The organism is Labrys monachus (assembly GCF_030814655.1).
GTDB lineage: Bacteria > Pseudomonadota > Alphaproteobacteria > Rhizobiales > Labraceae > Labrys > Labrys monacha.
Genome location: NZ_JAUSVK010000001.1, coordinates 3,483,676 through 3,497,494, shown reverse-complemented (window position 1 = coordinate 3,497,494; position 13,819 = coordinate 3,483,676). Strand labels below are relative to the sequence as shown.

Annotated in this window: 12 protein-coding genes; 3 read left to right on the top strand and 9 right to left on the bottom strand. The window is 67.7% G+C overall.

Going from position 1 to position 13,819, the window contains the following annotated elements; all coding sequences use genetic code 11:
• The first annotated feature begins 13 nt into the window (after positions 1-13).
• Positions 14-1,564, top strand: a complete 1,551-nt coding sequence (locus tag J3R73_RS15820) for an indolepyruvate oxidoreductase subunit beta family protein (protein WP_307428645.1) — start codon at positions 14-16, stop codon at positions 1,562-1,564.
• 82 nt (positions 1,565-1,646) lie between these two features.
• On the opposite strand, the gene J3R73_RS15815 is transcribed toward J3R73_RS15820, so the two are convergent.
• The 3 genes from J3R73_RS15815 to J3R73_RS15805 all read right to left on the bottom strand — a co-directional run bounded on the left by J3R73_RS15815 (position 1,647) and on the right by J3R73_RS15805 (position 4,618).
• On the bottom strand, positions 1,647-2,153 hold the full coding sequence (locus J3R73_RS15815) for a MarR family winged helix-turn-helix transcriptional regulator (RefSeq protein ID WP_307428643.1): 507 nt from the start codon (positions 2,151-2,153) through the stop codon (positions 1,647-1,649).
• Positions 2,154-2,171: 18 nt separating this feature from the next.
• A complete protein-coding gene (locus J3R73_RS15810; RefSeq protein ID WP_307428640.1) occupies positions 2,172-3,764 on the bottom strand; it encodes a phytoene desaturase family protein in 1,593 nt (530 codons plus the stop codon).
• A 68-nt stretch (positions 3,765-3,832) separates the two neighbouring features.
• Positions 3,833-4,618, bottom strand: a complete 786-nt coding sequence (locus J3R73_RS15805; protein WP_307428637.1) for a cyclase family protein — start codon at positions 4,616-4,618, stop codon at positions 3,833-3,835.
• 277 nt (positions 4,619-4,895) lie between these two features.
• Here J3R73_RS15805 and J3R73_RS15800 point away from each other — a divergent pair, with 277 nt between their 5' ends.
• Positions 4,896-6,467, top strand: a complete 1,572-nt coding sequence (locus tag J3R73_RS15800) for a phytoene desaturase family protein (RefSeq protein ID WP_307428635.1) — start codon at positions 4,896-4,898, stop codon at positions 6,465-6,467.
• A gap of 206 nt (positions 6,468-6,673) precedes the next feature.
• Complete coding sequence (locus J3R73_RS15795; RefSeq protein WP_307437394.1) at positions 6,674-7,177, top strand: MarR family winged helix-turn-helix transcriptional regulator; 504 nt, start codon at positions 6,674-6,676, stop codon at positions 7,175-7,177.
• Positions 7,178-7,261: 84 nt separating this feature from the next.
• Here J3R73_RS15795 and J3R73_RS15790 read toward each other — a convergent pair whose 3' ends face one another.
• The 6 genes from J3R73_RS15790 to J3R73_RS15765 all read right to left on the bottom strand — a co-directional run bounded on the left by J3R73_RS15790 (position 7,262) and on the right by J3R73_RS15765 (position 13,635).
• Positions 7,262-8,626: a M24 family metallopeptidase gene (locus J3R73_RS15790; protein ID WP_307428633.1), complete on the bottom strand. Its 1,365-nt coding sequence runs from the start codon at positions 8,624-8,626 to the stop codon at positions 7,262-7,264.
• Positions 8,627-8,711: 85 nt separating this feature from the next.
• Entirely contained in the window at positions 8,712-9,779 is a 1,068-nt protein-coding gene (locus tag J3R73_RS15785; protein ID WP_307428631.1) for an ABC transporter ATP-binding protein, read from the bottom strand.
• 2 nt (positions 9,780-9,781) lie between these two features.
• Positions 9,782-10,798 (bottom strand): dimethylarginine dimethylaminohydrolase family protein, encoded by a 1,017-nt coding sequence (locus J3R73_RS15780; protein WP_307428629.1) that lies wholly within the window; start codon positions 10,796-10,798, stop codon positions 9,782-9,784.
• Between the two features lie 13 nt (positions 10,799-10,811).
• Positions 10,812-11,636, bottom strand: a complete 825-nt coding sequence (locus J3R73_RS15775) for an ABC transporter permease (RefSeq protein WP_307428624.1) — start codon at positions 11,634-11,636, stop codon at positions 10,812-10,814.
• Entirely contained in the window at positions 11,633-12,472 is an 840-nt protein-coding gene (locus J3R73_RS15770) for an ABC transporter permease (RefSeq protein WP_307428620.1), read from the bottom strand. Before J3R73_RS15770 ends, J3R73_RS15775 begins: the two co-directional genes overlap by 4 nt.
• A gap of 59 nt (positions 12,473-12,531) precedes the next feature.
• Positions 12,532-13,635, bottom strand: a complete 1,104-nt coding sequence (locus J3R73_RS15765; RefSeq protein ID WP_307428617.1) for an ABC transporter substrate-binding protein — start codon at positions 13,633-13,635, stop codon at positions 12,532-12,534.
• Between the last annotated feature and the right edge of the window lie 184 nt (positions 13,636-13,819).

Below are 13,819 nucleotides of genomic sequence, written 5' to 3'. Positions count from 1 at the left end.
AGGAGCGCACGCCATGGACATGACGGTGACCGCCGACACGACGATCCTGTCCGCCGACAAGCCGCTGACGCTCGCCATCCTCGCCATGGGCGGGCAGGGCGGCGGGGTCCTCGCCGACTGGATCGTGGCGCTGGCGGAGCAGCAGGGCTGGACTGCGCAAACGACCTCCGTGCCGGGCGTCGCCCAGCGCACCGGCGCGACCATCTACTATCTGGAGCTGCTGCAGGCCCGCCGGAGCGCGCGGCCGATCCTGTCGCTGATGCCGACGCCCGGCGACGTGGACGTCGTCATCGCCGCCGAGTTGATGGAAGCGGGCCGCTCGGTCATCCGCGGGCTGGTGACGCCGGACAGGACGCTGCTGATCGCCTCCACCCACCGCTCCTATGCCGTGGGTGAGAAGGAAAGGCCGGGCGACGGCATCGGCAATCCGGTCGTCGTGGTCGACGCCACGGATTTCGCCGCCCGGAAGACCATCGCCTTCGACATGGACACGCTGGCGGCGAAGAACGGCAGCGTCGTCTCCTCCGCGCTGTTCGGCGCGCTCGCCGCCTCGAAGGCGCTGCCTTTCGCCAAGGAGGCTTTCGAGGCGACCATCCGCTCCGGCGGCAAGGGGATCGAGGCGAGCCTTCGGACCTTCGAGGCGGCTTACGGGCGGGCGCTGAAGGGCGAGAACGACAGGCTCTCGGCCACGCCCGCCAAATCGCTGCCGCCACTTCCCGAATCGGCCGGCCATCCGGTGCTCGACGGGCTGGTCTCGCGCATCCGCAGCGGTTTTCCGGTCGAGGCGCATGCCATGCTCTATGCCGGCGTGAGGAAGCTCACCGACTTCCAGGACCCCGCCTATGCCGACGACTATCTCTCCCGCGTCGCCGCGCTCCACGAGGCCGACAGGGCGGCCGGCGGCGCGGAGAACCGCTTCGCCTTCACCGTGCAGGCGGCGAAATACGTCGCCATCGCCATGGCCTATGACGACGTGATCCGGGTCGCCGACCTCAAGACACGCGCCATGCGCTTCGAGCGCGTGCGCAAGGAGGTCGGCGTGAAGAAGGAGCAGATCCTCTACACCACCGAATATATGCATCCGCGCATGGACGAGGTGTGCGGTACGCTGCCCCGCAGGCTCGGCCGGTGGATCGAGGACCGCCCGGCGCTGTTCGCGCGGCTCGACCGCATGGTCAACAAGGGCCGGCGGGTGAAGACCGGCACGCTCTTCTGGTTCACCGGCCTCTATCTGGTCTCGGGGCTGCGCCGGTTCCGGCGGGGCAGCCTTCGCCACCACCGCGAAATGGCGCATCTCGATCGGTGGCTCGCCACGGCGCTCGACGTCCTGCCCGGCCATTATGAGCTGGCGGTCGAGGTGCTCGGCAACCGGCGGCTGGTGAAGGGCTATTCCGACACCCATGCGCGCGGCCTGTCCAAGTTCGACCGGGTCATGTCGGCGCTGCCCATGCTGAAGGACCGGGCGGACGGAGCGGCCTGGATGCGCCGCCTGCGGCAGGCCGCCCTTCTCGACGAACAGGGCGTGGCCCTGGAGGGCGCGCTGAAGACGGTGGCGACGCTTTGAGCGACGCCGCGGGCCGGGCGGCCCGGCATCCGTCGTGATGAGGGAGATGCCGGGGCGAGCTTCCGGCGGCCGGCTGCGCGGCTTACAGATCGTGCCTGCGGATGTTGCGCAGGATCTTGTGAAGCGTCGTCAGGAAGGCCCGGTATTCGTCGTCGTCGATGTCCTTGAACATCTGGCCGAGGCCCTCATACATCGTCGGCCAGACGTCCTCGAACAGGGCGCGGCCGTCCTCCGTGATCGAGACGTCGCGCACCCGCATGTCGCCCGGGCGCGGCGTGCGGCTGATGAAGCCCTGTTCCTCGAGCGAATCCACCGTCCGGCTCATGGTCGATTGCTCCATGACCGCGAAGACGGCGAGTTCGTTGATCGTCAGGGACGGGGAAACGCTCAGCACGGCCAGCGCGCGCATCTTGGCCGTGGTCATGTCGCGCGTCTTCAGTTCTTCGGCGAGGTTGGCGTTCCAGCGCGCCATGACGCGGTTCATGATGTAGGGCGCGAAATTGTTGAGGCCGATTTCGCCGAGGCTCGGCAGGCGACCGCGCGGGCTTCGCGCATTGCCCAGAACCTCACCCGAAAAGCCGTTTTCCATCCTGTGATTTTCCTGCCGCTATTTCAGGGATGTCGCCAGCAGAAAGCCCGATCCGCCGGCAAGGCCGGGACCCGGATGGGTTGATGCCCCGATATGGTGGAGCGCCGGCACGTGCGTGCTGTAGTTAGTGGTGGTTTTGAAGGGGCGCCAGAGGAAAAACTGGTCGAGACCGCAAAAACCGCCATAGGGATCGCCGCCGACGAGGTTCATGTTCAAGGCCTCGAGGTCCGCCGGCGAATAGGCGCGGCGCGCGATCACCGTCTCGTCGAAGCCGTCGACATGGGTCCTGAGGACCGCCTCGACGCGGTCGGCGAAGGCCTCCCGCAGCGCCTCCGTCCATCGCCCATCCGGCGGGCAGGCGATCTCGCCGGCCGCATCGCCCTTGACGAAGCGCGGCGTGTCCGGAAGCTGCAGCCACAGGATGGCGCCGCCTTGCGGTGCGCGGCTCGGGTCGAGTGCCGTCGGCTGCCCGACGCAGATGGTGGGCACCGCCGGGAGCATGCCCCGCTCGGCCTCATTGGCGGAACGGGAGACGCCGTCGAGCCCCGGGGTGAGATGCAGGAGCGCCACCTGCCCCAGTTCGCTGCCATGCTTCCAGCGCGGCGGCGCCTTCAGCGCATAATGCATCTGCATGTTGCCCTTGCCGTAGCGGTAGCGCGCAAGGCCCGTCGTCACCTCCTGCGGCGGGGGGGCCGGCCAATCCTTCAGCAGCCGCCCATAGAGCTGGTCCGGGGTGACGGAGGCGATGACGCCCTGCCGGCAGGCGAACCGCCGCCCGTCGGCGAGCGCCACGCCCGCCGCCCGTCCGCCGGCACCGTCGGGCAGAACCCGCTCGACGTCGGCGCCGGTGAGGATCTCGCCGCCCTGGTCGCGGATGAGGCGTTCGAAAGCGCCGAGGAGGTTTTTCGCGCCGCCCTCGACGACCGGGCAGCCCGCGGCTTCGATGGCAAAGCCGATCACCTTGGTCATCTCGGCCGAATAGCTGCTTTCGGGCCCGAGGCCGCAATGCAGCGCCCAGGGCGCCCACAGCGCGCGGACCTCCTCGGACCGGTAGGTGGTTTCCAGATAGGCGCGTGCCGGCGCGAGCGCCTCGCCGAAGAAGGCGGCGAGGCCCTTGAGGCCGCGCTTCCAGGCTTCGCGCGCCACCAGCTTCAGCGTCGCCGAAGACCACAGGCTGCCGCCGAGCAGCCCGAAGACGAAACCGGCATCGGCGCCGAACCGGCGCATTTCCGCGTCGAAGGTCTTGCCGTCACCGGGCGCCAGCGCGTCGAAGCTGGCGATGTTGCGGTCGCGGTCCATGCTGAGGATCGCATGGGAGCCGTCCGGCCTCAGAACGCCGGTCGGAAGGGGCGAGTGGCAGAAGGCGAGCCCCCGCGCCTCCAGGTGCTTGCCGAGGGCGCGATAGGCCGGCGAGGTGACGAACAGCACCATGGTGGTGGCCATGACGTCATGCGCATAGCCGGGCACGGTAATTTCCTCGGTGCGCAGGCAACCGCCGATGCGGTCGCTGCGCTCCAGCACCAGCACCCTGTGGCCCTTCTTGCCGAGAAGGGCGGCGGCGACCAGGGCGTTGATGCCACTTCCGACGATGATGTAACGAAAGTCGCTCATGGGGCTCGCGCTCCGGCTGGTGTCGCGCGGCTCCCGCCCGGCCAGCGGGAGGCCGCGTCAGCCCTGCATCAGGCGATCAGGGCCAGGGCACGCACCGGAGAGCCGGTGCCCTTGACGAATTTCAGCGGTGCGGCGATCAGGATCGCCCCCTTGGCGGGCAGCTGATCGAGATGGCACAGGCTCGCCAGGCCGTATCGGTTGGCCTTGTGCATGAGATTGTGGGCCGGGAAGGGCGGGGTCATGCCGCCGGCGGCGCCGGCATCGGTGCCGATGGTCTCCTGCCCCCAGCCGATGATGCCCTTGGAGAGCAGATATTCGATCGCCTCGGCGGTCGGCCCGGGCGAATGGGGGCCGTTCTCGTCGGCGTTCAGGAACGTCTCAGTCGAGCCGTTGCGCTTGTACCAGTCGGTGCGCATGAGCACCCAGCTTCCGGCTTCGATCTCGCCGTGCTCGGCTTCCCATTCCCTGATGCTGTCGACGGTGAGCAGGTAATCGGGGTTCTCGGCCGTCTCCTTCGAGCGGTCGATGACGTTGGCCGGCGCCACGAAGTTCCGCGGCGGGATGGTGTCGGTGGTGTTTTCGGGGTTATCCTTGCCGGTGATCCAATGGCAGGGCGCATCGAAATGCGTGCCGGTGTGCTCGCCGAGCTCCAGCCAGTTCCAGGCCCAGAACGGGCCGTCCTGGTCATAGGCGGAGATGGTATGGACCTTCACGTTCGGCGTGTTCTTGCCGAATTGCGGCGGCAGGTAGAGAACAGGCGTGTCCGGGCCGAGGGGCGCCGTCAGGTCGACGATCTTGATCGATCCGCTGAGGAGATTGGCGGCGAGGGTGGAAAGCGCGAGAGTGCCGGTCATGAAGTCCCCCTTCTGGTGGCCATTCCCCCGCACCCACGGCGGAAAGGCATCTTTCGCCCGAGCTTAGATGGCGAATATGAGAATGCAACAATTATTGAGGGGTGTCGGATATTATTTTAATCCTAAACCAAATCGCGGAATGCCGCCTATTCCATCCGAAAAGGGATGGTTTTTGCCGGTTTACATCGACTTCGTCAGCGTGTGAGAATTCTCGCTTGAGTGAATTTCGTGAAAATGTATGCATACAAAAATAAATTCACGACAATGAGGGGAAGTCATGTCCACCTATGATGCGCTGGTCCTGGGCGCGGGCCATAACGGGCTGGCGGCGGCCGTGCATCTGGCCAGCCGCGGCTGGAAGGTCGCGGTGATCGAGGCGGCGGCGACGCCCGGCGGCGCGGTGAAGACGGCGGAACTGATCGAGCCGGGCTTCCGGCACGATCTGTGCGCCATGAATCTGTCGATGTTCGCGGGCTCGGCCTTCCACAAGCGCTACGGGACGGAACTCGCGGCGCAGGGCCTGGCTTTCGCGCCGGTTGCCGATTGCTTCGCCAGCGTCTTTCGCGACGGGACCTGCCTCGGGATCGGCACGGATCCCGCGAAGAACCGCGCCGCGATCGCGGCCCTGTCGGCGGCGGATGCGGAGAGCTGGGACGCGATGAGCGCGCAGTTCGGCGAGACGGCGCCGCATCTGTTCGGATTGCTCGGCGCGGCGATGCCCTCCTTCGACACCGTGAAGACGCTCTGGCGCGCCTGGCGGGCGGGCGGCCTGCCGCTGCTCTACGATCTCGGCCAATTGCTGCTGTCCTCGCCGCGCGAGTTCCTCGACCGCCATTTCCGCAGCGAGAAGCTGAAGGCGACGATGGCCGCCTGGGGCCTTCATCTCGACTTTCCGCCGGATATCGCCGGCGGGGCGCTCTTTCCCTATCTGGAATCCATGGCCAACCAGGCGTTCGGCATGGTGATCGGCGCCGGCGGCGCCGATACGATCGTCAACGCCATGACCAGGCTCGTCACCAGCCGGGGCGGGGAGGTGATGCTCGGCAGCGCCGTCGCCGAGGTGGTCCTCGAAGGCGGCAGGGCGACCGGCGTGGTGCTGGCCGACGGCCGCCGGCTGCAGGCGGGCCGCGCCGTGATCTCCAACATCCACCCCAAGCTGCTTTTCGGATCATTGGTCGGCGCCGCCCGGCTTCCCGAACGTTTCAGCCGCGGCCTGTCGCGCTACCGGTCCGGGCCGGGCACCATGATGATCCACCTGACGATGGAGGATCTGCCCGAATGGACGGCCTCGCCGGATCTGAGGCGCTACGCCTATGTCCATATCGCCCCGGACCTGGCGATGATGAGCCGGGTCTATACGGAGGCGGTGTCCGGGCTTCTGCCGGCGGAACCGGCGCTGGTGGTCGGGCAGCCGACGGCCATCGACCCGTCGCGGGCGCCGGCCGGCAAGCATGTGCTGTGGGTGCAGGTCCGCGTGCTTCCGGCGCAGATCCTGGGCGACGCCAAGGGCGAGATCGCATCGAGGGACTGGGATACGGCCAAGGAGCCCTATGCGGACCGGGTCCTCGACCTGATCGAGACCCATGCGCCGGGCCTGCGCGCGAAGATCCGCGGGCGCCGCGTCGTCTCACCGCTGGACCTGGAACAGGACAATCCCAACCTGATCGGCGGCGACAGCCTGTCGGGATCCCATCATCTCGACCAGAACTTCCTGTTCCGCCCGGTCGCCGGCTATTCGCGCTACAAGACCCCGGTCGAGGGGCTTTATCTGTGTGGTGCCGCCACCTGGCCCGGGGCGGGAACCGGCGCCGGATCGGGCTTCCTGCTGGCACGTCGCCTGGCGGGATGAAGCCCGCCTTCTATTTCAGGATTGAAGGAAATACGCTTGACGAACAGGCCGGTCTCCCGCACTTCAAACGTTTTGCGGTTTGACGGAATCGACCAGAATCGCAAAGACGCGTCGGAACAATGAGTTAGAGTGGAAGCGCGTTTCCGCCGAAACACGTTTTGCTTGAGGCTTCGGGGAGGCATCGCGACATGGGAGCAGCACCGATGATGGACCTGGAATTCGTCGTCAGCGATGCTCGGGAAGGCAAGAAGGAGGAGTTGCGGCTGTGGCTCAGGCTTCTCTCCACCACGAAGCTGATCTCGCAGGAAATTCGCCGGCGCCTGCGGCGCGAGTTCGGAGCCACCCTGCCGCAGTTCGACCTGATGGCGCAGCTCTACCGCGAGGAGGACGGCTTGCGCCTGGGCGAGCTTTCCAGCCGCACCATGGTCACCAACGGCAACATAACCGGCCTGGTCGAGCGGCTGGAGGCCGATGGCATGGTGTTGCGCACGCGGCCCGAGGATGACAGGCGCGTCACCGTCGCCCGCCTGACGGCGAAGGGGCGGGCGATCTTCGAGGTCATGGCGGTGGCGCATGAGAACTGGCTGCGGGAGATGATGGCGGACGTCGATCCGATCATCGTCTCCGGCCTGCTGGTCCATATGGGCAAGGTCAAGGAGTCCGCGCGCCGCCACCTTTCCGAGGATGAGGCGGCTTCGGCCCGCAACTGATCGCTGTTCGCGGCCGCCATGCGGGAAGACCCGGCGCCGCCTGCCGCGGCGCACGAGCCGATTTTCTCAGGGTCGCGCAGCGCGTCAGCCCAGCGTCAGGATCCGCTCGGGCGCCAGCCACAGCGGCGGCAGGTAGAGCGGTATTGCCGAGAGCAGCAGCACGTTCGGCCTGACATCGACGCCGATCTGGTCGCGGACGAAGCCGCGGCGGGCTTCGAAGCGCGCCGCCACCGCCGGATGGCGCGCGGCGATCTCCGCACGCAGCGCCGCATCGGCGAAGGTGACGGCATCCTCGCAATTGAGCGCCTGGCCGGCCGGCATCGGCACCGGGATGATATCGATCTGGAACGGCATGCCGGAGGCGAGGCGCTCGGTCGAGCCCGGGCGGATCGGGGAGTGCATCCATTCGTCGTGGCCGGTGAGGTGTCCCGGATTGAGCGCCGAGCGCAGGCCGCCCGCCGCGAGCGCCGAGACGACCGCATCGTGGATGGCGCCGCCCTCGACGCCGATGTCGGCCGTTTCGTACCAGGCGAGCAGACCCTTGAAATAGGCCGAGGCGACGGCGACGAAATCATCGTCGCCGTCGCTCACCAGGCCGGCCCTCGCCGTGAGGCCGCCCCAGAAGCTCACCGCCGCGGTGATGCCGTCGCCGCGGCCGGGCCGGCGCGCCGTCGGGCTCCTGAGCCCGATCACCGGCCGGTCCGGAGCGCCGGACGCCAGCATCGGATGGCAGTTCATCGGCTCGCCGGCATAGCCCATGCGCGAGGCCGCTGTCAGTTCGTCGTCGCCCAGCCTGAAGCCGCTGATGATACGCCAGACGGCGAGCGAGGCGCGGGTCGCGGCCCATTCGGCCTCGGCGATCTGGTCGGCGTCGACGACCGCCCGCAGCCCGGCGGTCGGATGCATCAGGACGGCGGTCGCATCCGTGAGCGTGCCCGCCGCCCCGACGACGAAGGCCAGGCTGTCGACGACATAGGCCGGCACGAAGAATGTGGGACGGGGTCCATCCCACTCCGCCGCCTCCAGATATTTCCAGCCGGCGAGGCCGATATGGTCGCCCTTGGCGATGCCGGCTTCGCGAAGCACGGCCGGGAGGTTCGGCTTCGCGCTGCGGTCCTGCGCCATCAGGCTGAGCGCCTGGCAGAGCCGCACCTCGATCCCGGGCAGCCCCGCGATCGGCACATAATCGAGATTCTCGTTGCCGGTGACGACGATGCGCTCGCCCTTCGGGCCGAGGAGGAGGAGCGCCTCCTCGAAGCGGGGCTCGAAGCCGGTGAGGAAGACGATGTTGGCGAAATGCTCGCGATCGGCATAGACGACGAGCCAGTCGGCGCCCGCGGCTTCATAGGCGGCCCGTATGCGCGCCTCATAGGTCGCGGCGGGGATTTGCGGACGCTCGACCGGCGTGCCGAAATCGGGAAGGGTGACGGGGCGCAGATGGATCGACATGGGTTCTCGCGGGGCTGGTTGATGGGGTGACGGTCGTCACGGGCAAGGTGGATAGGGCGGGGCGGGCCGGACCTCGGCGGCCGCTTCAGTCCGGCAGGAGGAAACCGATGGCATCGGGCCTGACCCGGCATTGCAGCGCCATGCCGATCGTCACCGCGTCGGCGGCGCCGGCCGGCATGACCAGCACCAGTTCCCCGCCTTCGGCGGTCCGCACCGTGACGCGCTCGGTCGCGCCGATGAAGGAGCGGTCGATCACCGTGACCTCGAAGCTCTCCCGGCCGGCCTCCTCGCCGCCGATGGCGATGTCCTCGGAGCGGATCCAGGCGGAGACGTCGCCGTCGCGGCTGTGGAGGGCGGGGGTGAAATGCGCCGGCGCCGCAAGGCTGCGGCCGAGCAGCGACAACTCGCCCCGCTCGGGGGAAAAGCGCGCACGGATCAGGTTGTTGCCGCCGATGAAGCCGGCGACGAAACGCGAGACCGGCTTTCGATAGATGTCCCTGGGCGAGCCGACCTGGATGATCCGCCCGTTCTGGAAGACCGCGATGCGGTCGGACATCGCATAGGCTTCCTCCTGGTCGTGGGTGACGAAGATGAAGGTGACGCCCGTCTCCCGATGCAGGCGCTTCAGCTCGCGCTGCATGGTTTCGCGCAGCGAGCGGTCGAGCGCCGACAGCGGCTCGTCGAGCAGGAGGAGGCGGGGGCTGTAGACGAGGGCGCGCGCGAGGGCGACGCGCTGCTGCTGCCCGCCGGAAAGCTCGCGCGGCTTGCGCGCGGCGAGCGCCCCCAGGCCGACGAGGTCCAGCATCGCCTCCACCCGCTCGGCGACGGCGCGCTTCTGCCATTTGCGCACCTGGAGCGGGAAGGCGATGTTGTCGCGGACGGTCAGATGCGGAAAAAGGGCGTATCCCTGGAAGACCAGCCCGAAATTCCTGTCTTCCGGCTCCATGTCCGTAACGTCGACGCCGGACAGGACGATCCCGCCGGCGTCCGGCTTGACGAATCCGGCGATCGACATCAGCAGCGTGGTCTTGCCCGAGCCCGATGGGCCGAGGAGGGTGATGAATTCACCCTCCTCGACCGAAAGGTCGATGCCGTCGAGCGCGACCACAGAACCATAGGTCCTGCGCAGCTTGCGTATGTCGAGGAATGCCATGGTCAGGCAGGGTCGCGGGCGAGCGGGCCGGTCGAGCAATGGATGCCGCCGCCGCCGAGCTCGACGCACTCATAGTCGAGCGTCAGCACCTCGATGCCGGCCTTGTCGAGCCGGTCGGCGAGGCGCGGCGTGCGGGTCTCGTGCATCAGCACGCGTCCGGGCGCCAGCGCCAGGCAGTTGAGCGAGAAGGCGTTGTCCTCGGGGGGCAGCTCGATCATCTGGATGCCTCGCTTCACCAGTTCCTGGATGAAGATGTAGGGCAGTTCGTTGATGTTCACGATCGCCTTGTCGTGGTCGATCATGATGAAGCTGCCGTCGATATGGATGCGATAGCCCGGCATCGGCACCTTGATGAGCTCGATGTCGAGGCCGTTGAGGATGCGCTCGACCTGGCGGACGCCCTCGGGATTGCAGGCCACCGAAACCGAGCAGACCGCCGTCTTCTCGTCGATGATCGCGAAACCGCCGCCCTCGAAGACGGCCTCGCCGTGCAGCGTGCCGAGGATCGGGCAGCCGGCCTTGGCGAGCGCCTGCGTCACCGCGAGTTCCTCGCCGCGGCGGACCTTGCGTGCGAGGCGGGTGACGATGGCGCCGCCCTTCACGGAGATGACGCTGTCGCGGCAGTAGATCTGCTTCATCGCGCCGGGCGGCGCCTTGTCGATCAGGATGACGTCGACGCCCTCGGCCCGCAGCACCGCCGTGAGCTTGTCATGGGCGGCCTGCATGGCGGGAAGGTCCGGCAGGGTCTTGCCGATCCAGTACCAGCCCTTCTCCGGATCGCCGAAGCCGCCGATCTCCGCCATCGGCTTGTTCTCGACGATGCCGAGCTCCTCGCCCGGCCGGTGCATCAGCACGGCCCGCAGCTTGCCGACGTCGGTGGTGCAGCCCCAGGGGCGGCCCCAGACGCGGGTCTGCTCGTCCGGATCGTGGAAGGCGGGCGTCGGCACCGAACCGAAGGTCTGGAAGAATTTCGCTTCCTTGTATTCGTGCTCGCTCATCGCGGGGGTATGCGCACTCACTGGCGTTTTCCTTTCACAGCAGGGATTTTCGGGTCGATCGGGCAGGCCGGCCTCTTTCGAAGAACAGCACCCGGACGAGAAGGCCGAGGAGCGTCGCCAGCAGCATCACCGAGGCGATGGCGGCGAGGGTCGGATCGACGGAATCGGCGATGCTCGTCCAGATCCGCCGCGGCAGCGTCACCAGCCGCCGGCTGGTGATGAACAGCGTCACCGTGATCTCGTCCCATGAGGTGATGAAGGCGAGAACGGCGCCGGCCCCGATGCCCGAGGCGAGATTCGGCAGGATGACGCGGGCGAAGATCGTCGGCGGGCGGGCGCCGAGCGAACGGGCGGCCTGCACGATGCGCGGATCGAGATTGGAGAGGCTGGCGCCGATCGCCAGCACCGCGAGCGGGATGGCGAGCATGACATGGACGATGACGACGCCGATCCAGCTGTCGAGCAGGCCGAGGCGCGACCACAGACGCACGATGCCGACCGCATAGATGATGGGCGGCACGATCAGCGGCGACAGCAGGACGACGCGCAGGAAGGACGGCCAGCGGCCGACATAGACCCACGCTCCGATCGCATAGGCGGCGGCGACCGTGGTCGCGGCGAAGCTGGCGGCGAGCGCCGTGGTGAAGCTGGTCAGGATGCTCGGCAGCCAGCCGGCGCTCCAGTCGAGCAGCGGGAGGTAATGGGCGAGCGAGAGGCCGTGCTGCGGCAGGGACAGGTAGTCGCGGTCGGTCAGCGACACCGGGATCACCACCAGCATCGGCGCGAAGAGGAAGGCGAGCAGCAGCCATGCCAGCATCCGCGGCAGGCCGACCTGTATCCGTCGCCGGACCGGGGTCATCTGTGGCCTCCCCCGAAGGCGGCGCGGAATGCCGGATGGCGCATCGCGATCGCGACCAGCAGGCCGACCGCGAGCAGCATGAGCGTCGACAACGCCGTCGCCACGCCCCAGCGCAGGGTGCTGGAGATCTGCACCGAAATATATTCGGCGATCATCAGCACGCGCCCGGCGCCGAGGAGGGCCGGCGTCACGAGGAAGCCGAGCGAGAAGATGAAGGTGAAGAGCGTGGCGATGGAGAGGCCCGGCAGGCTCAGCGGCAGCCAGACACGCCAGAACACCGTGGCCGGCTGCGCGCCGAGGGAGCGGGCGGCCTGGATGATGCGGCGGTCGATGTCGTCGAGATTGGCGACGAGGAGGAGGATGGCGAACGGCATCATGTAGTGGACCATGCCGATGACCACGCCGAGCTGGTTGTAGACGAGGTCAAGCGGTTCCTGGATCGCGCCGGCCTCGACCAGCGCGGAATTGAGGACGCCGTTGCGCCTGAGGATGGTGATCCAGGAGAAGGCGCGCACGAGGACCGAGATCCAGAACGGCACCATGACGAGGAAGAGCGCGACGCGCCGCCGCTCGCGCGGCATGTGCACGATCGCGAAGGCGACGATGTAGCTCAGCACCAGGGTGATCGCCGTCGTCAGCGCCGAGACCACGATCGTCGTGCGCACGACGCGGCCGATGGCGGCGTTGCCGAGAAGGCTGACATAATTGCCGAAGCCGGGCTTCGGCTCGAGGAAGCTCAGCGCCAGGACCTGGACGATCGGAAACACATAGAGGGCGATCGCGAGGACCGCAGCCGGCAAGGTGAGGGCGAGCGCCCAGCGCTGGAAATGGGTCATGGTCTGGTCCGCGGGCCGCTCCGGGCTGCCGGCCGTCGGCGGCCGCCCGGAGCGATCGATCAGCGCGAGATGAAGTCGAGGAAGCGGTTCTGCAGCTCGGCCTCGTTGTCGGCGTAATAGGCCGCCTGGATCTTCAGCGCCGTGGCGACGTTCTGAGGCGCCAGCGGATAGACGGCCTTGTCGTCGTCGTTCATCAGCGCGAGCGCCTTCGGGTTGGACGGACCATTGCCCATCAGGCGCAGCAGCGTGACCTGGCCCTCCGGCTGCAGCGAGGAATTGATGAAGTCGAACACCTTCTTGCCGGCCGGGTTGCCCTTCGGAACCGACCAGGCGCTGGAGAACAGGAGCTGCTGCGACCAGGTCCAGGCGAAGTCGTGGTTCTCCTTGTGCAGGAGATTGGCGCGCGTGTGCCATATATTGCCGAGCGTCACCTCGCCGTCGCGGAAGAGCTGCTGGCTCTGCGCGCCGCCCTCCCAGAAGATGATGTGCGGCAGCAGCGGCTCGAGCTTCTTGAAGGCGCGGTCGACATCGAGCGGATACATCTCTTCCGGCTTGACGCCGTCGGCCAGCAGCACGGATTCGAGCTGGCCCTGGATCCATTTGCACATGGTGCGCTTGCCCGGGAACTTCTCGAGGTCGAAGAAATCGGCCCAGCCGGCGGGCACCTTGCCGCCGGTCTTCTTGGCGTCATAGGCGAGCACATTGGCGAAGGTGTAGTTGCAGATGCCGAATTCAGCCGCCATGTCCGGGCCGACGAGGCTCTTGTCGACGATCGAATAGTCGATCGGCTCGACGAAGCCGCCCTTGCCGAGGACCACGGCATCCACCATGCCGCCGTCGGTGACGTCCCAGGTGACGTTCTTCGATTCGACCATGGCGCGGATGGCGCCGGTGGCGGGGCCGGCGCCGTCGACGACGACGTTGATGCCGGTCGCCGCCTTGAAGGGCGCGCCATAGGCCTTCTGGAACGCTTCCAGCGCGGCGCCTCCCCAGTTGCAGATGACGATCTCGCCCGCTGCCGCGGCAGCGGTGGTCGGCCGGGCCGCGACGGCGAGGCCGAGGCCCGCCATGGCGGTGAGGAAGGCGCGGCGATCGATCCGGCCGGCGCGGAACTTATCGAGCGCGATCTGCGCGGTATCGTCAGTGAAGCGTGTTACCGACATGGTGTTCCCCTGTGTTCTGGTGGTGCTTCTGGTGTGGACGTTCTCCCGGGAAAAGGCGTGGCGGGTTCCCCGTCTCTCGCCTTCCGGCCGTCCCGAGCCCCCTATCGGTGCTCCGGACGGACCGGCCGATTTGCCGACGGCATCGATGCCGATGCCTTTCATCGCCTTTCGGTTCTCCGTTTCA

Excerpts from the sequence above, each read along its gene's own strand:
- J3R73_RS15820 (WP_307428645.1), top strand. The coding sequence starts at position 14 with ATGGACATGACGGTGACCGCCGACACGACGATCCTGTCCGCCGACAAG.
- J3R73_RS15815 (WP_307428643.1), bottom strand. The coding sequence starts at position 2,153 with ATGGAAAACGGCTTTTCGGGTGAGGTTCTGGGCAATGCGCGAAGCCCG.
- J3R73_RS15810 (WP_307428640.1), bottom strand. The coding sequence starts at position 3,764 with ATGAGCGACTTTCGTTACATCATCGTCGGAAGTGGCATCAACGCCCTG.
- J3R73_RS15805 (WP_307428637.1), bottom strand. The coding sequence starts at position 4,618 with ATGACCGGCACTCTCGCGCTTTCCACCCTCGCCGCCAATCTCCTCAGC.
- J3R73_RS15800 (WP_307428635.1), top strand. The coding sequence starts at position 4,896 with ATGTCCACCTATGATGCGCTGGTCCTGGGCGCGGGCCATAACGGGCTG.
- J3R73_RS15795 (WP_307437394.1), top strand. The coding sequence starts at position 6,674 with ATGGACCTGGAATTCGTCGTCAGCGATGCTCGGGAAGGCAAGAAGGAG.
- J3R73_RS15790 (WP_307428633.1), bottom strand. The coding sequence starts at position 8,626 with ATGTCGATCCATCTGCGCCCCGTCACCCTTCCCGATTTCGGCACGCCG.
- J3R73_RS15785 (WP_307428631.1), bottom strand. The coding sequence starts at position 9,779 with ATGGCATTCCTCGACATACGCAAGCTGCGCAGGACCTATGGTTCTGTG.
- J3R73_RS15775 (WP_307428624.1), bottom strand. The coding sequence starts at position 11,636 with ATGACCCCGGTCCGGCGACGGATACAGGTCGGCCTGCCGCGGATGCTG.
- J3R73_RS15770 (WP_307428620.1), bottom strand. The coding sequence starts at position 12,472 with ATGACCCATTTCCAGCGCTGGGCGCTCGCCCTCACCTTGCCGGCTGCG.
- J3R73_RS15765 (WP_307428617.1), bottom strand. The coding sequence starts at position 13,635 with ATGTCGGTAACACGCTTCACTGACGATACCGCGCAGATCGCGCTCGAT.